Source organism: Sphingobium sp. AP50, from assembly GCF_900109095.1.
GTDB lineage: Bacteria > Pseudomonadota > Alphaproteobacteria > Sphingomonadales > Sphingomonadaceae > Sphingobium.
Map to the genome: position 1 here is coordinate 104,586 of NZ_FNYZ01000001.1, position 19,456 is coordinate 124,041.

18 protein-coding genes are annotated in these 19,456 nt (G+C 65.6%); 9 read left to right on the forward strand and 9 right to left on the reverse strand.

Translation table 11 applies throughout. The features are described 5' to 3' along the window. The first annotated feature begins 131 nt into the window (after positions 1 to 131). Together BMY84_RS00550 and BMY84_RS00555 are read left to right on the forward strand one after the other, a co-directional pair. Positions 132 to 707, forward strand: coding sequence for a peptidase S14 (locus tag BMY84_RS00550; protein WP_093081553.1), 576 nt, complete (start codon positions 132 to 134; stop codon positions 705 to 707). 133 nt (positions 708 to 840) lie between these two features. Further along, on the forward strand, positions 841 to 1,473 hold the full coding sequence (locus BMY84_RS00555) for a DUF1345 domain-containing protein (protein ID WP_093079346.1): 633 nt from the start codon (positions 841 to 843) through the stop codon (positions 1,471 to 1,473). On the opposite strand, the gene BMY84_RS00560 is transcribed toward BMY84_RS00555, so the two are convergent. Continuing rightward, complete coding sequence (locus BMY84_RS00560; protein ID WP_093079349.1) at positions 1,462 to 1,746, reverse strand: hypothetical protein; 285 nt, start codon at positions 1,744 to 1,746, stop codon at positions 1,462 to 1,464. The two genes, BMY84_RS00555 and BMY84_RS00560, sit on opposite strands and share 12 nt — an antisense overlap. A gap of 155 nt (positions 1,747 to 1,901) precedes the next feature. On the opposite strand from BMY84_RS00560, the gene BMY84_RS00565 reads away from it, so the two are divergent. Next, entirely contained in the window at positions 1,902 to 3,203 is a 1,302-nt protein-coding gene (locus tag BMY84_RS00565) for a methyltransferase family protein (protein WP_093079351.1), read from the forward strand. Between the two features lie 3 nt (positions 3,204 to 3,206). On the opposite strand, the gene BMY84_RS00570 is transcribed toward BMY84_RS00565, so the two are convergent. Together BMY84_RS00570 and BMY84_RS00575 are read right to left on the reverse strand one after the other, a co-directional pair. After that, entirely contained in the window at positions 3,207 to 4,580 is a 1,374-nt protein-coding gene (locus tag BMY84_RS00570) for a glutamate--cysteine ligase (protein WP_093079355.1), read from the reverse strand. A gap of 99 nt (positions 4,581 to 4,679) precedes the next feature. Next, entirely contained in the window at positions 4,680 to 5,426 is a 747-nt protein-coding gene (locus tag BMY84_RS00575) for a 16S rRNA (uracil(1498)-N(3))-methyltransferase (protein ID WP_093081555.1), read from the reverse strand. Between the two features lie 86 nt (positions 5,427 to 5,512). On the opposite strand from BMY84_RS00575, the gene ubiA reads away from it, so the two are divergent. After that, positions 5,513 to 6,421, forward strand: coding sequence for a 4-hydroxybenzoate octaprenyltransferase (gene ubiA, locus BMY84_RS00580; RefSeq protein WP_093079357.1), 909 nt, complete (start codon positions 5,513 to 5,515; stop codon positions 6,419 to 6,421). Next, positions 6,418 to 7,872, forward strand: a complete 1,455-nt coding sequence (locus BMY84_RS00585) for a phospholipase D-like domain-containing protein (RefSeq protein ID WP_093079360.1) — start codon at positions 6,418 to 6,420, stop codon at positions 7,870 to 7,872. The genes ubiA and BMY84_RS00585 overlap by 4 nt, the downstream gene beginning before the upstream one ends. On the opposite strand, the gene BMY84_RS00590 is transcribed toward BMY84_RS00585, so the two are convergent. The 6 genes from BMY84_RS00590 to BMY84_RS00615 form a co-directional block, all read right to left on the reverse strand. Beyond that, positions 7,869 to 8,975, reverse strand: a complete 1,107-nt coding sequence (locus BMY84_RS00590; RefSeq protein ID WP_093079362.1) for a pyridoxal phosphate-dependent aminotransferase — start codon at positions 8,973 to 8,975, stop codon at positions 7,869 to 7,871. The genes BMY84_RS00585 and BMY84_RS00590 overlap by 4 nt on opposite strands. An 85-nt stretch (positions 8,976 to 9,060) precedes the next feature. Then, the gene (locus BMY84_RS00595; RefSeq protein ID WP_093079365.1) at positions 9,061 to 9,597 is read right to left on the reverse strand and encodes a YcxB family protein; all 537 of its coding nucleotides are present in this window, start codon (positions 9,595 to 9,597) and stop codon (positions 9,061 to 9,063) included. Further along, complete coding sequence (gene smc, locus BMY84_RS00600) at positions 9,594 to 13,037, reverse strand: chromosome segregation protein SMC (protein WP_093079367.1); 3,444 nt, start codon at positions 13,035 to 13,037, stop codon at positions 9,594 to 9,596. The genes BMY84_RS00595 and smc overlap by 4 nt, the downstream gene beginning before the upstream one ends. A gap of 74 nt (positions 13,038 to 13,111) precedes the next feature. After that, entirely contained in the window at positions 13,112 to 13,843 is a 732-nt protein-coding gene (locus BMY84_RS00605; RefSeq protein ID WP_093081558.1) for a DsbA family protein, read from the reverse strand. A gap of 44 nt (positions 13,844 to 13,887) precedes the next feature. Continuing rightward, positions 13,888 to 14,553 (reverse strand): thioredoxin domain-containing protein, encoded by a 666-nt coding sequence (locus BMY84_RS00610; RefSeq protein ID WP_093079370.1) that lies wholly within the window; start codon positions 14,551 to 14,553, stop codon positions 13,888 to 13,890. Between the two features lie 47 nt (positions 14,554 to 14,600). Next, positions 14,601 to 15,143 (reverse strand): DUF721 domain-containing protein, encoded by a 543-nt coding sequence (locus BMY84_RS00615; RefSeq protein WP_093079372.1) that lies wholly within the window; start codon positions 15,141 to 15,143, stop codon positions 14,601 to 14,603. A gap of 26 nt (positions 15,144 to 15,169) precedes the next feature. On the opposite strand from BMY84_RS00615, the gene BMY84_RS00620 reads away from it, so the two are divergent. Genes BMY84_RS00620 through BMY84_RS00635 form a run of 4 tightly spaced genes read left to right on the forward strand, consistent with a single transcriptional unit; the run spans position 15,170 to position 19,343 of the window. Further along, positions 15,170 to 16,210: an A/G-specific adenine glycosylase gene (locus BMY84_RS00620; RefSeq protein WP_093079375.1), complete on the forward strand. Its 1,041-nt coding sequence runs from the start codon at positions 15,170 to 15,172 to the stop codon at positions 16,208 to 16,210. 1 nt (position 16,211) lies between these two features. Then, complete coding sequence (gene nudC, locus BMY84_RS00625) at positions 16,212 to 17,162, forward strand: NAD(+) diphosphatase (RefSeq protein WP_093079378.1); 951 nt, start codon at positions 16,212 to 16,214, stop codon at positions 17,160 to 17,162. Between the two features lie 44 nt (positions 17,163 to 17,206). Next, complete coding sequence (locus tag BMY84_RS00630) at positions 17,207 to 18,553, forward strand: TldD/PmbA family protein (RefSeq protein ID WP_093079380.1); 1,347 nt, start codon at positions 17,207 to 17,209, stop codon at positions 18,551 to 18,553. Further along, positions 18,540 to 19,343: a 3'(2'),5'-bisphosphate nucleotidase CysQ gene (locus BMY84_RS00635; protein WP_093079383.1), complete on the forward strand. Its 804-nt coding sequence runs from the start codon at positions 18,540 to 18,542 to the stop codon at positions 19,341 to 19,343. Before BMY84_RS00630 ends, BMY84_RS00635 begins: the two co-directional genes overlap by 14 nt. Positions 19,344 to 19,456 lie beyond the last annotated feature (113 nt).

Here is a 19,456-nt window from a genome sequence, read left to right on the forward strand (position 1 = left end):
CTTGGCACGCTGCGCTTTGGTCATGATCTGTTCTTTACAGCCTGACGCGCGGCGCGCCAGTCAAAAGCGCGGCACCTTTTCCCCTCCCATGCGTAATGCAGCGCGACTTCGCCAAACAAGAGGATGGCCGCATGTTGATGACTGCCCCTGTGCTTTCGCCCAAGGATTTCGAATTCCCCTCGATCATGCTGTCGGGCGTGGTCGACCACGGCATGTATCTGCATTTCAAAAACTGCCTGTCCACCGCGCCGCAAACCGGGCTGGTCGTGGTGGAACTATCCACGCTGGGCGGTGACCCGGAAGTCGCCCGGTTGATGGGCGAGGATATCCGCTTTCATTCGGAACTCTACCCCGAACGGCGGCTGGTGTTCATGGGCCGCACCGCCGTCTATTCCGCCGGCGCGACCTTCATGAGCTTCTTTGCGACCGAAAATCGCTACCTGACGCGCGGCACACGGCTGATGATTCACGAGCGGATCATCACCAAGTCGATCCAGCTGGCCGGCCCGCTTTCCACCTGTATCGCGACGCTGAAAGCGACGCTGAACGAGATCGAATCCTCGATCACCATCCAGAATGAAGGGTTTGAAAATCTGATTCTGGGATCGCAGGTGACGATGGAGGAACTGCTGCAAAAGGCCCCGGAAAACTGGTATCTGGAAGCCAATGAGGCGCAGGCACTCGGCCTGATCGCGGGCGTATTGTAACATCCCACATGCCTTCGTCATTGCGAGCGGAGCGAAGCAATCCACTGTCGCGCCATGGATTGCTTCGCTCCGCTCCCAATGACGAGCAATTAGCCCCTTGCGACATTCCTCCTTCGGGCCTTTGATAGCCGCCATGCGCTCCCCCACGCTCTTCCCCTGGCGCTATGGCATGTTCCTGGCGCTGCTCGTCCTGATCGTCCCGCTGTTACTGATCCTGCCCTGGCACGAAGCGGTAATGGCGGGCTTTGATGGCGCGGCAATCGCCTTCATGCTCTCGGTGATCCCGCTGATCGACGCGGATGCCGCATCGATGCGGCGCAAGGCGCTGGCGAACGATGCAAATCGGGGCCTCATGCTGCTGCTGACCGGAATCGTCAGTCTGGTGATCCTGGTCGCGGTGGGTGTGGCCACCAGCCAGCATGGCGGGCCGGACGCGATCAGCATCGCGCTACTGCTGGCGACTTTGCTGATCGCCTGGCTCTTTTCCAACCTCGTCTACGCCATGCATTATGCCCATATCTTCTACCTGCCGGGGTCAGCCGGGAAGGACAGGGGTGGGCTGGATTTCCCGGATACGGACGAACCGGGCTATTGGGATTTCCTCTATTTCGCCTTCACGCTGGGCATGACCTTCCAGACGTCGGACGTCTCGATCGGGTCGACGGTGATGCGCCAGACGGTGCTGTTTCAGTGCCTCGCCGCCTTCCTGTTCAACCTCGGCATCCTGGCCTTCACCATCAACGTGCTGGGCGGATCAGGCGGCTGATTCCCATTGGCCCGGCTCATCACGGCCTCTATCGTCACATAATATGGCGATGGCTTCCCACCATGCTTCCTCGGGTTGGCGGAGGGCGGTCAGATGGCCATGGCGTAGCCGCGCGCGCCAGATCCGGCCCTTGCGATAAAAATGCCAGCGCGAATCGCAGTTGAGCGGAATCTGCTCGAAGGAAGGCTGCCCATTGGCGGGATCGTCGACCTGCCACAATTGCCCGGGAACCTCACGGACGCTGCCATCGGGAAACTGCACGGCGATGGACATCGACTTTTTCCTCTTATCAGGCCCGCTCGGCTTCCATAACGATCTGAAATCGCTTCGGTTCACCGGGCGTCATCGCTTTTGCGACGAATCGCCAGCATCAGGCCCTCTCCTGCCTTCATGGCTTGATTACGAATCTTTGCTAAAGGCTGATGACAATGAGCAAGGCCGATCCCTGTCCCAAGTCCGCCGTCAGCCATGGCGTCGGCATCGCTGGCCTGATGGGCCTTGCCGTATGGACGCTGGTGGCGCGCCATTATGGCATGAACGGCCCCAATGCCGGGCTGGCCGCCGTGGTCGCCTGTGGCCTGCCGATGGTGCTCTGGTCGCTGATCGTCGACAAGGTGCATCGCAACGCTTCGACGGGGATCGACTGGCGGGCCGCGCCGCGCCCCTTGCGGGAGGTATTCGACACCAGCATCGTCAAGATCGCCGGGCTGTGGGCGACATGGCTGGCCATCGCTATCTTCTACTGCATCGCCCGCTGGTACTGGAGCGGCAGCTATCGTTTCTCGATGGATCTGTTCATGACCGCCGCACCCTGGCTGCTGGTGGCGTCCGTGCCCTATATCCTCTGGATCGACCGGCGGCTGACCACCCCGAAGGACGCCTGCTACAGCTTTGGCCAATGGGTGATCGGCGGCGCGGCGGGAGCGCCCGACATGGCGCAGGTCGCCCACCATGCCCGCGCCTGGGCGGTGAAGGGCTTCTTCCTCGCCTTCATGGTGTCGATCGTGCCGGGCAATTTCGCCAGCGTGGTGGAATGGCGGATCGACCATGCGCTGTCCCATCCGGTGGCGTTGGTAGGCTTCCTGATCGCGGTCATGTTCATGATCGACGTCTGTCTGGCGACGGTCGGCTATATCCTGACCTTCAAGCCGCTCGATTCCCACATCCGCACTGCCAACCCTTTATTGGGCGGCTGGCTGGCGGCGCTGATCTGCTACCCGCCCTTCGTGCTGATGGGCGGCGGCGGCCCGCTTGATTATCATGCGGGCGGCGCGGAATGGGATTATTGGACGCAGGGGTCGAGCGCGCTGCAATGGCTGCTGGGCGGCTGGCTGGTCCTGCTGACGGGCATTTACGCCTGGGCGACGGTGGCGTTCGGCATCCGCTTTTCCAACCTCACCCATCGCGGCATATTGACCCATGGTCCCTATCGCTGGACGCGCCACCCGGCTTACCTCTCGAAAAACCTCTTCTGGTGGTTTTCCGCGCTGCCCTTCCTGACGGTCAGTGGATCGCTGACGGACATGGTGCGCAATTGCGCGATGCTGACCCTGACCAACGCGGTCTATTATTGGCGCGCGAAGACCGAGGAACAGCATCTGGGCGCCGACCCCGATTATCGCGCCTATAGCGACTGGATGGAGCGCAACGCGCCCGTCCCGCGCTTCTTCGCCTGGATGACGGGGAAGAAGCGCGAAACGATGGCGGTCACGGCACAGCCAGCGGAATAGAGGTCAGAAGCTCTCTTCGCTGTAGACCTTGCTCAGGTCGCCACCCCATTCGCCATGATAGCGTTCCAGCAGCCGTTCGGCGTTGGTCTTGCCCGATGAAACCACTTCGTCGAGGAAGGACAGATAGCCCGTCTCATTGTCGCCCGCGCCGTTGAGGCGATTGCGTGCGGCAAGGCCCGAGCGCGCAATGTCGACCACTTCCTTGGCAATGTCGCGCAGCTTGGCGCCACCGCCGATCGGCGCGTCGAGGCCCAGCTTGGGCACGCTATCGCGCAGCACCTGCCGTTCTTCCATGCTCCAGTCCTTGACCACGTCCCACGCTGCATCGAGCGCGCCCTGATCATAGAGCAGACCGACCCACAAGGCGGGCAGCGCACAGATTCGGTTCCATGGCCCGCCATCGGCGCCGCGCATTTCCAGGAAGCTCTTCATCCGCACTTCGGGGAAGGCGGTGGAGAGATGATCTTCCCAGTCCTTCTCGGTCGGCTTCTCGCCCGGCAGGACGGACAGCTTGCCGTCAAGGAAGTCGCGGAAGGAGAGGCCCGCCGCATCGATATAGCCGCCGTCGCGATAGACGAAATACATCGGCACATCGAGCGCATAGTCGGCATAACGCTCGTACCCGAAACCGTCCTCGAACACGAAGGGCAGCATGCCGGTGCGGTGCGGGTCGGTGTCCGACCAGATATGGCTGCGATAGGACAGGAAGCCGTTAGGCTTGCCGTCGGTGAAGGGCGAATTGGCGAACAGCGCCGTCGCCAGCGGCTGAAGCGCCAGCGAAACGCGGAACTTCTGCGCCATGTCCGCCTCGCTGCCATAGTCGAGGTTGGTCTGGATGGTGCAGGTGCGCAGCATCATGTCCAGGCCCATCGACCCCACGCGCGGCATGTGCCGCAGCATGATGTCATAACGGCCCTTGGGCATGATGGGCAGCTCTTCGCGGCTCTTGTCCGGCCACATGCCCAGGCCCAGGAATCCCAGGCCCAGCATATCGCCGACATATTTCACCTGCTCCAGATGGCGGCCGGTTTCGGCGCAGGTCTGGTGCAGATTGTCGAGCGGCGCGCCAGACAGTTCCAACTGCCCCGCCGGCTCCAGACTGATGGTGCCGTCGGCGCCGGAAAGGGCGATGATATTCTCGCCCTCGAACACCGGGTTCCAGCCATAGCGGGTCAGGCCGATCAGCAGGGTGTGGATGCCGCCCTTTTCCTCATAGGCCGGGGCGTGATGGTCCTTGCGGCTATAGACGAATTTCTCATGCTCGGTCCCGATGCGCCAGCGTTCCTTGGGCTTTTCGCCCTTGGAAAAGGCCGCGATCAACTGGTCGCGGCTTTCGATGACGGGATCATGATCCCCGGAGTCGGTTCTAGTGCTCATGCCCCGCCCTTAGTGCTTCCCCAACGCGCGTCAAACAAGAGCGCGCGGCCGACAGATAAGTTGCCCCTATGCGAACTGCAATAAGATGGCGGAATGAAACTATTTCCAATCGCCATTCACGGTCATCCAGGCCGCCGTCGCGGCGATCGCAGCCGTCTCCGCGCGCAGGATGCGCGGGCCGAGCGACACCGGCACCGCGCCCGGCGTGGCGCGGATCGCCTCGCGCTCGGCCGGGTCGAAACCGCCCTCCGGCCCGACCAGAAAGGCCGCCGGGCCGGGATGACTGCGCAGCGTCGCCTCCAGCGGCGCGCCGCCAGTTTCGTCGGCGAAGAAGAGGTGCCGGTCGGTCGGCCAGCCTTTGAGCAGTGCGTCCAGCTTCACCATCTCGGAAAGTTCCGGCAGCGCGGTGCGCCCGCACTGCTCCGCCGCCTCAACCAGATGGGCGTGCAGCCGATCGAGGTTCAACTTATCCACAACCGCCCGACGGGTCAGCACCGGCTGGAGCCGGGCGACGCCCAGTTCGCACGCCTTCTCCGCGATCAGGTCGATCCGCCCCTTCTTGATCGGGGCGCAGCAGAGCCAGAAATCGGGAACGATTTCGGGCGGCTTGGTCTGGCTGATACATTCCAGCACCAGATCGCGCTTGCGGATATCGCGGACCCGCGCCGCCCATTCGCCGGACCGGCCGTCGAACAGCAGCACGATATCATCGGCCTTCACCCGCATGACGCTGATCAGATAATGGGCCGGGTTGCCGTCCACCGGCACGGCGACGCCTTCGCCCAACTGGGTTTCGACATGCAGGCGCGGCGCGCTTTGCGGGGGCCAGGCGGGGGTTGCGGTCACATGCGTCTCTTGTCTTGCCGGATACATGTTCTTCCCTAAAGAGAAGCATGGCCCTTCGACAAGCGTTAGGGCGAACGGAGTCGCAGTTGAATCAGACCATCGTTCCCGACAGTGAAGCGCGCGGCCTGCTCGCGCGGTTGCCGGATACCCCCCGCACGCTGGCGCAACTGGCGCGATTCGACCGGCCGATCGGCTGGTGGCTGCTCTTCTGGCCCGGCGCATGGGCAGTCGCACTGGCGGGCGGCGGCTTTGCGCGCTGGCCGCTGATCGGCTGGCTGCTGCTGGGCAGCATCGCCATGCGCGGCGCGGGCTGCGTCTTCAACGACATTGTCGACCGTGATCTCGACCGGAAGGTCGCGCGCACCGCTGCGCGTCCGCTCGCCAGCGGTGCGATGGCGGTCAGGACGGCATGGCTGTGGCTGCTGGCCCTGTGCCTCATCGGTCTGATCGTACTGCTGCAACTCACTTTTTATGCGCAGATCGTGGCGTTGGGCAGCCTGGCGCTGGTCGCCGCCTATCCGTTCATGAAGCGAATCACCGGCTGGCCGCAGGTCTGGCTGGGCCTCGTCTTTTCCTGGGCGGCGCTGGTGGGTTGGAGCGAAGTCGCGGGCGCGCTGACGCTGCCGGGTCTGCTCCTTTATGCCGGGTCGATCTTCTGGGTGGTGGGCTATGATACCATCTATGCCCTGCAGGACAGGGAGGATGACGCGCTGATCGGTATCGGGTCCAGCGCGCTGTCGATGGGGCGGCATGTGCGCGGCGGGGTGACGCTCTGCTACGCACTGGCGCTGACGCTCTGGGCCTGTGCGATATGGCAAATACGCCCCCAATCGTTAGCCTTGGCAGCCCTGCTGCCCATGGCCGTTCATCTGCTGTGGCAGGTGGGCACATTGAAAGAAGATGGAGTCGATCCGCTGCGTAAATTCCGGTCCAACCGTTTCTCCGGCTTCCTGATGTTCCTGGGCTGCCTTGTCGTGGGGAGCGCTTCACTTTGACGCCGCAGCCGGGCACGGACTGCTGGCGCGTCGCCCGCGCCGAAAAGGCCAGCGTCATCATCGACGCTGACAATTATTTCCGGCAGGCCCGCGCCGCCATGCTGAAGGCGACGCGCCGCATCATGCTGATCGGCTGGGATTTCGACCCGGCGATCAGCCTGCTTCGCGAAGATGAGGCAAAGGATGGCGCCCCGGTCGTGATCGGCGATTTCATCACCTGGCTGGTGGAGCGCACGCCCGAACTGGAAATCTTCCTGCTGCGCTGGGACGTGGGTGCGATGAAATCGATGGTGCGCCCGTCGCATCTGGTGACGACTTTGCGCTGGATGGCGCATCCGCGCATCACCGTGAAGCTGGACGGCCATCATCCCCCGGCCGCATCCCATCACCAGAAGATCGTGGTGATCGACGATTGCTTCGCCTTTTGTGGCGGCATCGACATGACCGGCGATCGATGGGACACGCGCCACCATCGCGATGAAGAGCCGGGGCGGCTCCATCCCGATGGCACACCTTATGGCCCCTGGCATGACGCGACGACGGCACTGATGGGGCCGGTCGCTGCCGCGCTGGGGGAACATGCGCGCAATCGCTGGGTGGGCGCGGGCGGCGATCCGCTGGAGCCGGTCGACGGCGTGCAGGATTGCTGGCCGGACCATCTGCCCGTGCAATTCGAAGGCGTCGATGTCGCCATCGCCCGCACCGCGCCCAAGATGGACGATCAGGAAGAACTGATCGAGATCGAGCAGCTCTACCTGCACCAGATCGCGACGGCGAAGCATCGCATCTATGCCGAAAGCCAATATTTTGCCTCCCGCCGCATTGCCGAGGCGATCGCCAGGCGGCTGGGCGAACCGGATGGCCCGGAAATCGTCATCGTCAATCCCGAGCAGGCCGATGGCTGGCTGGAACAGCAGGCGATGGACTCCGCCCGCGCCCGCCTGTTTGAGGCATTGAAGGCGCGCGACACGCATGGCCGCTTCCGCATCTATCATCCCTTCACCAGTCGCGGCGTGCCCATCTATGTCCATGCCAAGATATTGATCGTGGATGACCGGCTGATCCGCGTCGGCTCCTCGAACATGAACAACCGGTCGATGCGGCTGGACACCGAATGCGACGTCTGCATCGATACGGCGCTGCCCGGCAATGACGGGCGGCAGGCGACGATCCTCAAGATTCGCGACGACCTGATCGCCGAACATCTCGACCTGCCGGCCGAGCGTGTGTCGGCCGTCATCGCCGAACGCGGCCTGATCGCCGCCATCGAGGAATTGCGCCAGAAGCCGGGCCGCACCCTGCGTCCCTATGTGACGCCCGACCTCAACGATGTGCAGCAATGGATCGCCGACCATGAGGTGCTGGACCCCGAAGGGCCGGAGGAAATGTTCGAACCCGTCAGCGAACGCGGCCTGTTCCGCCGGATGAAGGGCTGGTTCGGGCGGAGCTAGAGAGTCGCCAGCGCTTCGGCGATCCGCCCCACTGCGACGTCGAAGCCCTCCGCCTGCTGTGCGAAGCCCAGCCGCATATGGGCGGGATGGCCGAAACAGTCGCCCGGTGCGAGCAATATGCCCTGCGCCGCGAGACTCTGGCAAAGGGGGCGGCTGTCCCGGCCGTCCACCAGCCAGGGGAAGGCTGTCGTCCCGCCATCCGGCCGCACCCAGTCAAGCCGACCGCCCGATTCCGACACCAGCCTGTCGAGCATCGCGATATTCTTCTGCGCCACCGAGCGCAGCCGGGTGAGGATGGCATCGCTATGCTGCAAGGCCTGCGTTGCCAGCCGTTCCAGCAAAGGCGAACTGCTGATCGTGAAATAGCTGCGGGCGTCGATGATGCGCGCGCGCCGGTCGGCATCCGCATCGATCAGCCAGCCCGTGCGCAGGCCCGGCAGCGACAGCGCCTTGGACAGGTCGCTGGTGACGATGACATTGGGAATGCCCGCAGCCGAAGGCTGCGGCGCGGCGAAATAGAGCGGGTGATAGACTTCGTCCACCAGCAACGGCACGCCGCGTTCGGCCAGAGTTGCAGCCAGCGCCTCGATGTCGGCGCGTGGCATGACGGTGCCGGTCGGATTATGCGGCGTGTTGAGGATGACCAGCGCCGTGTCGGCATCGACCTGCGCCAGGATCGCGTCGGTGCGCTGCGCGAACCTGTCCGACCTTTCCAGCCGATAGCTGCGTGTTGAGAGTCCCCAGGCCTGCGCCACCGCCGCATAGGCAGGATAGCCCGGATCGGGCAGGACGATATTCGCGCCCGGCTGTGCGCTCAGGCAGAAGAGGATCGACAGCGCTTCCGACGATCCGGTGGTGGCAATCACCGCATCCGCTTCCACACCATGAAAGGCGCCGATCGCTTCGCGCAACGGTCGGCTGCCTTCGGGCGGGGCGTAGCTCAGCACCGTATCATCGATAACCAACGGTGCCGCACTCAGCGCGCACAGGTCCGCAACGCTCCAGCGCGGGCCTGTACTCGATGCCAGATTATAGGCGATCGGCGGGGTCGCAAAATCATAGCTCGACAGCCAGTGATCGAGGGCGAAGGGGGGCAGGTCCATGAGACTACTCCATGATCGGTGCGCCAGCTTCGTCAGTCAGTGCGCGGCGGCAAGGACCGGTTCCGCATTGCTGGCCTGAACAAATCTACTTGCGCTTGTTTCGCGCAGGTACGGCATGTTCTTCGAGCCGCGCCAGTAAATCGGCGGCGCAATCCGGCGGCAGACAGCGTTTGGGGATCACCCAATAAAGTTGCCGAGATAGGTAAAGTTGCATGACGTTCTCTGCGTCATGATATGCATGGAACTGCGTCCAAAGCATGTTGGCGTGGCTCGTCTTCGTTTCCAGTCTAATATGCTGTTCATCCCAGCTATAGTGCATGCTTCCCTGAAGCCCGGCTTGCTCCTCGAACTGCCGACGCGCGGCGCGTGGGATGAAAATTGCATAATTGCCCCAGAAGGAAGCTATTCCCACCGTAAGAGCGGTGATCAGCACGATGTTGTCCGACCAGCCTCCCATAACCTGCGGTCCGACCACAATGACGAGAGCGACGATAAGCACAATCAAGATGCCCAATATCGGTATGGCCCAACGCAAGAATCGTAAGTTACCAAGATAATGATGACGCGCAGCGGCAGCGACATCTTCGCCGGTCAGTTGGACTGTTGCTTCAAATTGCCTCATTCCGCCGCCAGCAACGCTTCTGCGCCGTGCAAATTGACTGATACCAAGCGACTGACCCCGCGTTCGACCATGGTGACGCCGAACAGCCGGTGCATGCGCGCCATGCTGACGGCATTATGGGTGACGATCAGATAGCGGGTGTTGGTCTGCGCCACCATCGCGTCCAGCAGGTCGCAGAAACGCTCGACATTGGCGTCGTCCAGCGGCGCGTCGACTTCGTCCAGCACACAGATCGGCGCGGGATTGGTCAGGAACAGGCCAAAGATCAGCGCCACCGCCGTCAGCGCCTGTTCGCCGCCCGACAACAGGGTCAGCGCCGCCAGTTTCTTGCCCGGCGGCTGGGCCATGATCTCCAGCCCGGCCTCCAGCGGATCGTCGCTGTCGATCAACTCAAGGTGGGCCTGCCCGCCATTGAACAATGTGGTGAACAGACGCCGGAAATGGCCGTCCACGGCCTCGAACGCGGCCAGCAACCGCTGTCGCCCTTCACGATTGAGGCTGCCGATCGATCCGCGCAACTGGTTGATTGCCTGCGTCAGTTCCGCGCTTTCTGCACGACTGGTCGCCTGCGTGGCTTCCAGTTCCTCCAGTTCCTGCGCCGCGACCAGATTGACCGGGCCGATCCGCTCGCGTTCGACCACGAACCGGTCATGCTCGGCCTGTTCGGTCTGCGCCAGCCGCACGTCCGCGCTGGAAAAGCCGAGTTTCTCCGGCAGCACCGGCGGCGGGCATTCGAACCGCTCGCCCGACAGGCGGTTGGTTTCGATCCGCCGTTCATCGGCCGCTTCGGCGCGGGCGACGGCGGTGGCGCGGGCTTCGCGCGCCGCGGCCAGCGTTTCGCCTGCCTGCGCGGCCCGCCCTTCGGCACTGCGCAGCGTGCCTTCCGATTCCATTTCGGCGCGGCGGGCCTGATCGGCGGCGTCGGTCAGGGCGCTGCCCCGGTCGCTCAGGTCGGTGATCGCCTGCGCCAGCGCATCGGGCTGGGCTTCCATCGCGGTGCGCTCGGTCGCAATCTCTTCCGCCCGATCGACCATGGCGGCGATGCGCTTGGCGGCCTCCCCGGCGCGGGCGCGCCATCCCTTCGTCTCGGCATCGGCGGCGGCCTGCCGCTCGCGATCGCTGGACAAGGCGCGGTCGGCCAGCGCCTGATCGGCCTGCAACTGGCTGACGGCGGCGCGGGCCTTCTCGCTGGCCTGAACCAGCGCAGCGACCAGCGTCCGGGTTTCAGCGCCGTCGGGCACGGCGGCGCGCGCCGTCCCGGCCTTGTCATGCTCGGCCAGAGCCGCAGTCTGATCCCGCCGGGCTTCGGCCAGTCGTTCCTCTATGCCTTCGCGCCGCCCGGCCAGCCGTTCCAGCGCGGTCGTTGCTTCGTCAGCGGCGCGCAGCGCGGTACGCAGCCGCTGATCGGCCTGCGACAGCGCCGTCCGACCCGCCGCCAAAGCCTGCGCCGCCGCCTGTTCGCGCGCCTTGGCGTCCTCCTGCGCCGCGGCGGCACTTTCGACCTCGGCCTGCGCCTCAGGACGGGCAGCAGCGATCGCCTCCAGCCGGTTGAGACGGATCAGCCGCTCGGCCGCCGCCGCCCCGCCTTCCAGCGCGACATAGCCGTCCCAGCGGCGCAACCGCCCGTCCAGCGTGACGATCCGCTGGCCGACCGCCAGCGGCTGGCCGTCATCTTCCTGCGCAACCGCGACCTGCGCCAGACGCCGGGCGAGTTCAGCTGGCGCGCTGACATGGGCGGCAAGCGCAGTCGTCCCGGCAGGCAGTGCCGGATCGGCGGGCAGCGAATCGGCCCCGGCCCAGCGCCTTTTGCCCTCGGCCCCGACCGGCGCTTCCAGATCGTCGCCCAGCGCCGCCGCCAGCGCGCGTTCATAGCCGGGCGCCGCCTTCAACTGATCGAGCGCGCGGCTGCGATGGCCGCTGCCGCTGTCGACGGCCCGCTTCAGCGCAGCCGCCTCGCTATCCAGTGCCGCCAGTCCCGCGCGGGCGGCGGCCAGCGCGGCTTCGGCGGTGGCGCGCGCTTCGGCGGCGGCTTGCCGGTCCCTGTCGGCGGTCTGAATGGTGGCCTCGGCCGCATCGCGATCGGCACCAGCCTGCGCCTGCCAGTCGATGGCGGCCGCGCGCTGCGCTTCCAGCGGCGCAGCGTCGGGCAGGGCGCCCGCTTCAGCGGCCAGTCGCGCCACATCCCGCTCCGCCCGGTCCAGCCGGCTGCGCGCTGCCACCAGCGCCGCTTCCGCGACCCGCAATTCTGCCTGTTCCGCGGCCTGTTTCGCCATCGCCTTGGCCAGATCCAGTTCGGTATCGCGTGCAGCCGCTTCGGCTGCTGCGATGCGCACGGCAAAATCGGGGCGTAGTTTTTCGGTTTCCGCGATCCGGCTCTTCAGCGTCGCGATCTCGGCGGTCAGCCGGGCGATGGCGTCCGCCGCATCATTGGCCAGCGTCCCTTCGCGCGCCCGGTCTTCCTCCAGCCGCTTCGCCTGCTGGGCGAGGTCAGACAGGCGGCGCACCACCGAGTCCCGCTCGGTCCGCAGCGCCGCGAGCCGATGGCCCGCCTCATTGGCGGCATCGCGTGCCTCCTGCGCGGCGGCGCGCCGTTCGGCCAGCGCGGCGACGGCGGCCTGCGCATGGGCGGCGGCCGCCATCTGTCCCTCCTGCGCGGCCGATACCGCGGCGTCGGCCTGCTTGGCCTCGGCCCGTGCGGCCTCGGCACTGGCATTGGCCTCCCGCCACCGGGCAAACAGCACGCGTCCTTCGGCGATCCGAATCTGATCGGACAGCCGGATATAGCGTTCGGCTGCCTTGGCCTGTCGCCGCAGGCTGGCCGCCCGCGCGTCCATATCGATCAATATTTCGTCCAGCCGCGCCAGATTGGCCTCGGCAGCACGTAATTTCTGCTCGGCATCCTTGCGCCGGACATGCAGGCCGGCGATCCCGGCTGCTTCCTCCAGCATGGCGCGCCGCTCCTGCGGCTTGGCGGCGATGACGGCGGCGATGCGCCCCTGGCTGACCAGCGCCGGGCTATGCGGACCGGTTGCGGCATCGGCAAAGACCAGCGCCACATCCTTGGCGCGCACGTCGCGCCCATTGGCGCGATAGGCGCTGCCCGCGCCGCGCTCTATCCGGCGCGTGACTTCCAGTTCACCGTCAGCGCCCACCTCGACCGCGTTGAACAGTTCGCCCTGTTCCTGCACGGTCAGCAGCGACACTTCTGCAAAGTCGCGCTGCGGCCGGCTGGTGGTGCCGGCGAAGATCACATCCTCCATGCCGCCGCCGCGCATGGATTTGGCGCTGGATTCGCCCATGACCCAGCGGATGGCTTCCAGCAGGTTGGATTTACCGCAGCCATTGGGGCCGACAATGCCGGTCAGGCCCGGTTCGATCCGCAGCTCCGTCGCATCGACGAAGCTTTTGAAGCCGGAGAGCTTGAGGCGCTTTATCTGCACGGGATCGCGCCGGGGCAGCGTTCCGCCCCGGCCTTCCTATGCGCGCGCGCCGATATCAGCCCCCCCTGCGCCAATCAGAGACCCGCTTCCTTGAGCCGGGGCTGGAGCGTCGCCCAGGTGGCGGTGTTCGGCACCACCACGCCGTTCAGGACGAAGGTCGGCGTGCCTTCGATATTATATTGGCTGTTGGCCGCTTCCACGCCCTTGGCCAGCTTGGTCGCGGCCGCCGTGTCGGCCAGACACTGCTTGGCCTGATCGGCAGAAATGCCGCGCTGCTGGGCGAATTCGACCAGCCCGGCAATCTGGGCGATGGCACCAGGGCGCTGCGCGGCGGGCATTTGCTCCACCGCCTTGAACGCGGCGTCGTTGCCCTGCACCTTGTCGAACATCGCGCTCTGGTTGGCGAAAAACTGCTCGGACAGCGGATAGAAGATGTCCTTGCCACCGCAGCGGGCGAGCAGCGCGCTGGACAGGTCGATCGGATCGCGCAGATAGGGCCGGAATTCGAAGCTCATCTTGCCGGTATCGACGATCTTCTTGATCTCCTCCGACCCTTCCTTGGCGAAAGCCGCGCAATGGCTACAGGTGTAGGAACCGAACTCGACCAGCTTCACCTTCGCATTGGGATTGCCCATCACATAATAGCCGTCGGGCGTGTCCGCGACCGTTTCCGACCAGCTTGTGCCCGCAGGCGCGGCGACGGCGGCGATCGGCTCCCCAGTCGGCTTGGCGCCTTCCTCGCTCTTGTTGCAGGCAGCAAGGGTCAGGCTGAGGGCGAGGATGGCGATACCGGAAAAGGCTTTCACGACGGGCAAGGCTCCGATGATTGGCGTAGGAGGCGGGGTGTAGATCAGCGCGCGGCGGCGGGCAATGCGGCCTGAAGAATGGCCCAGGTCGATCCCTGCACCAGCGTACCGTTGACGACGAAGCCGGGCGTACCGGTGATCTTCACCTTGTTCCACGCCTCGTCGGTCATCGCCAGTATCTGCTTCATCGATTGCGGGCTGGCGATGCAGGCGTTGAGTTGCGCATTGGTAAAGCCGCGCTTGTTCATCAGCGCATAAAGGCCGGTCTTCTGGCCGATATCCTGCAATGCGGGAACCTGCTCGGTCGGCTTGGTCGCATCGCGGTCATAGGTTTCCAGCTGCTCCATCCAGACGGTCTGGTTGGCGAACAGCGCCTCATGATTGCCCATGAAACGGGCGGGGCCGCCGCAGCGGGCGAGCAGGGCGGCGGTCAGGTCATATTTGTCGCGCACGGCATTGCGCACCTCGACCGCGACCTTGCCGCCCTTCACATAGTCCGCCTTCAGCGGCGCGCTCGCCTCACCGACGAAATGGGCGCAGTGCGAACAGGTATAGCTCACATATTCGACCAGCTTGGTCGGCGCCGCCGGATTGCCCATATAATGGCCGCCGATCGGCGTGATGGTTACACGGCTGACCCAGTTGACCGCGGGCGCGGCGACCAGAGCGGCGGGAACGGCGAGCAGGGCAAGCGACAGGAATTTTTTCATGGGGCGGGTCCGTAACAAGAGCCGGCTGAACCACAGCCGAACTGATATCAGTTGATCTTGGGCAAGCCGCTGCTGTTGGCAAGCCCCTGCGCCAGCGATTCGAGCACCGCGCGCAATTCCGGGTCGCCAATGTCGCGCAGCGAATCGCCCAGTTCGACCGGTATGGGCTTCAGGTTGCGCGGCGGCGGACGGCGCTCCGCGGTGGCGGGACGAATATCGCCCTGCCGCATCGCTACCTTGGCGACGGCGGCATAGCCGAAGAAGCGGTTTACCCGATCGACAATGTCGGGCAGCACATGCTGCACCATCGGCGCATGGCCGCTCATCACGGTGAGCTGCAACGTACCGCCGGCTTTCTGGCCGACGGGGAATCGGATCGATTCGGGCGCGCTGATGCTGGCATAATGGGGGCCGACAATCTCTGCCCAGCGGGTGACGATGCTGGACTGGACGAAACCGAACTTGCGGAAGGCGGCCCGGCCGATGTCGGGCATCAGGTCGGAAATCTGGCGCGGCGCGCCGATGCGTGGCCGTTCTTCGGCCGACACTTTGCGACTCTTCATTTTCGGTGGGACCGGGCGTTCCGTCATGGCGCGCTTAATGGCATAGGGCCGCCATGCGCGTCGAGGGTAGAGACATAAAAATCGCGAGCGACCTGCTTGCCCATTATGACGTCCATGCGCGCCGCCTGCCCTGGCGTGCGCCGCCGGGCGCCAATGCAACCGATCCCTATCGGGTCTGGTTGTCGGAAGTCATGCTGCAACAGACGACCGTGGCGGCGGTCGGCCCCTATTTCGCGAAGTTCACCCAGCGCTGGCCGACGGTCGGCGATCTCGCCGCGAGCGAGGATGCCGATCTGATGGCCGCCTGGGCCGGGCTTGGCTATTATGCCCGTGCCCGCAACCTGCTGGAATGTGCCCGCGCGGTCGTGCGCGACCATGGCGGGGACTTTCCCGATACGGAGGATGGCCTGCGTGCGTTGCCGGGGGTGGGGACCTATACCGCCGCCGCTGTCGCCGCGATCGCCTTTGGCCGGCGGGCGGTGGTGGTCGACGCCAATGTCGAGCGGGTGGTGGCCCGGCTCTTCGCCATCGAGACGCCGCTACCCGCCGCCCGGCCGGAGATTCGCGAAGCCGCCGACCGGATCACGCCCGATGCCCGCGCCGGGGATTTCGCGCAGGCGATGATGGATCTGGGCGCGACCATCTGTACGGCACGCAATCCGGCTTGTGGCATCTGTCCGCTGCGGGAGGATTGCGATGCCGTCCTGACCGCCGATCCCGCCGCCTATCCGGTCAAGGCGCCCAAGAAGGTGAAGCCCCATCGCCTCGGCCATGCCTGGTGGATGGAACGCGACGACCATGTCTGGCTGATCCGGCGACCGGACAAGGGATTGCTGGGCGGGATGCGCGCGCTGCCCAGTTCCGACTGGAGCGCCGCGCCTGATGGCACGCCGCCGATCGCCGCACGCTGGAGCGCGATTGCAGAACCGGTCGTCCATGTCTTCACCCATTTCTCGCTGGCGCTCAGCGTCCACCATGCCCATGTGAAGGACGCGCCCGCCGGGGAAGGCGAATGGTGGCCGATCGCGCGGATCGAGGAGGCGGGGCTGCCCACCCTGTTCGCCCGCGCCGTCGCGGCGGTAAGAAAGGAATGAGATGCACGGAACTGATATACACAGGCCGCTGCCGGGCTTTGTCGGCGGCACGCTGGACCGGGTAGATCATATCCGCACCAATGCCGCGCTGCTGGCGGAGACATTTGCCGATCCTGCCGCCCGCCTGCTCCTGCTGGATGGGTTGGAGCCGGTCGAGGCGGACGGCCATCTCGTGCTGGAGCCTTTGGCACCCGATGCGCAGCTTGAGGATCATGTGTTGCTGGGCGTGGACCCGACCGGTCGCCCGATCTTCGCACGTCTGATCGCCGATCTTGGCCCCGGCCTCAGCCCGACACCGCGCAGCCGCGCCATCGCCGATCAGGTTCCGGCCGAGGAAGTCGCGCTCTACGGCACGGCGCGCAGTCTGGTGCACTGGCATGCCCGGCATCGCTTCTGTTCGGTCTGCGGCGGCGGTACCGATCCGGTCAAGGCCGGCTGGTCGCGCAAATGCAGCGGCTGCGGATCGGAACATTTCCCGCGCACCGACCCGGTCGTCATCATGCTGGCCGAACATGACGGGCGAGTGTTGCTCGGCCGTCAGCATAGCTGGCCGCAGGGCCGCTATTCGGCGCTGGCGGGCTTTGTCGAACCGGGCGAGACGATCGAGGAAGCGGTCGCGCGCGAATTGTTCGAGGAAGCCGGCATCCGCGTGCGCGATGTCCGCTATGTGATGAGTCAGCCCTGGCCCTTCCCATCGTCCCTGATGATCGCCTGCATCGCGCAGGCCGATGATCCGGCGCTGACGCTCGACCAGACCGAGATTGAAGACGCCTTCTGGTGCGATCTGGCGGGCATCCGCGCGGCGATGGCCGGGGAAGCAGACGCGCCCTTCCTTGCCCCCCCGCGCATGGCCGTCGCTTGGCATCTGCTCGATCATTGGCTGGCGGGCACTGGACCCGCGTCCGTCCCGCCGCCAGTGCCCCCGCTTGTCCCCTCCGCAGCAAGCGCGTAAGGCCCTGCTCTTATCTACGCCCAAATAAGGACTATCTCTCCTCCATGCTCAGCCTAGAAGAAGCCCAGTCGCGTGCGCAGGATCTGGTCAGCGCCGCGCGCAAGGCGGGCGCGGATGCGGCCGACGCCATCTATGCCTGCAATGCGTCGACCAATGTGTCGGTCCGGCTGGGCGCGCTGGAGGATGTCGAGCGGTCCGAGGGCGAAGAGATCGGCCTGCGCGTTTTCGTGGGCCAGCGTTCCGCCAGCATCTCCGCTTCGGACATGAATCCCGCGACGCTGGCCACTCTGGTCGATCGCTGCATCGCCATGGCGCGCGAAGCGCCCGAAGATCCCTATGCCGGGCTGGCGCCGGAGGATCGGCTGCTCAAGAAGCGCCCGCCTTCGCTCGATCTGGCCGATGCGGAAGAGCCCGAACCCGCTGCCCTGCGCGAACGCGCGCTGATCGCGGAGGAAGCGGCGCGGGGCGTGCCGGGCATCACCAACAGCGAAGGCGGCGGCGCATCGAGCGGCCGCAGTCAGGTGGCGCTGGCCACCAGCCATGGCTTTGCCGGCGCCTATGCCGGCACCAGCCACGCGACCTGGGCCAGCGTGCTGGCGGGCGCAGGCGCCGATATGCAGCGCGACCATGCCAGCCACAGCGTCCGCCACCTCGAAGATCTGGACGATGCCGAGGCGATCGGCATCCGCGCTGGCCAGCGTGCGGTGGCGCGTCTCAATCCGGTGAAGGTCGAAAGCGGCGTGATGCCGGTGATCTTCGACCCGCGCATCGGCTCCAGCATGATGGGCCATCTGATCGGCGGCATGGTCGGCCCGGCGATCGCGCGCCGGTCCAGCTTCCTGCTCGACATGCTGGGCGAAGCGATCTTCGACAGCAGCGTCACCATCATCGACGATCCGCTGTTGCAGCGCGGTCTGCGCTCGCGCCCCTTCGATGGCGAGGGGCTGCCGGTCGAGCGACGCGCACTGATCGACAAGGGCGTGCTGACCGGCTGGCTGATGGACAGCGCTTCAGCGCGTCAACTGGGTCTTGAGCCCACCGGCCATGCCAGTCGCGGTGGCGCCGGTGCGCCGGGCGCCAGCATCACCAATGTCCATATGGAGGCCGGCAGCATTTCGCCCGGCGATCTGATGGCGGATGTGAAACGCGGCCTCTATGTCACCGAACTGATCGGCATGGGCGTCAATGGCGTCACCGGCGACTATAGCCGCGGCGCAGCGGGCTTCCTGATCGAAAATGGCGCGGTGGCCCATGCCGTGTCGGAAATCACCATCGCCGGCAATCTGAAGGACATGTTCCGGACGCTGGTCCCTGCCAATGACCTGCTGTTCCGTTACGCCATGAACGTGCCGACGCTGCGTATCGACGGGATGACCGTTGCCGGGGGATGACGCCCGATTACGCGCCGTCGTGTCCGCCGTGGCGGATGCGGCCGATCATGCGCTGACCCTCTGGGCGGGCGGGGAAACCCGCGTGCGCCAGTGGGAAAAAGTGCCCGGCCATCCGGTGTGCGAAGCCGATCTGGCGGTCGACGCCATGCTGCGCGAAAGACTGGCGGCGATCGATCCGGAAGCGGGCTGGCTGTCGGAGGAAACGGCGGATACCGTCCACCGGCTCGGCGTGCCGCGCGTCTGGGTGGTCGACCCGATCGACGGCACGCGCGACTATCTGCGTGGCCGCCCCGGCTGGTCGGTATCGGTGGCGCTGGTGGAAAATGGCGCGGTCAGCATCGGCATTCTCGCCGCGCCCGCCCGCAACGAATTGTGGGTGGCACAGGCGGGCGCAGGCGCGATCCGCAATGGTCTGGCCTTGCGGGCGGGCGACCGCAGCATCCTGCCCGGCGCGCGCGTGCCTGCCGACCAGTTGCCCAAGGCCGATCGTGATCTGGTGGCGGTGGACAAGCCCAACAGCATTGCCCTGCGCATGGCCATGGTCGCCGCGGACGAGGCCGATCTGGTCGCCACCGTGCGCTGGGGCAATGAATGGGACGTCGCCGCATCCGCACTGATCTGCACGGAAGCAGGCGCGACCGTCACCGATGCGCTGGGCGATCCGCTGCGGTTTAACCGCCCCCAACCCGTCGCCTTCGGCCTGCTCTGCGCCGCGCCGGGCATCCATGCCGCAGCGGTCGACCGTCTGGCGCCCCGTGCGAAAGAGATATTGGCCAAGCCCGCCGGATAATAGGGGGGTGAGCAAATATGAACCGTTCGTGCTGAGTAGGGTCTGAGGTTGTCGAAGACCCGTATCGAAGCACCTGTCCTTCGATACGCCATTTCGGCTTCGCTCAATGCCTG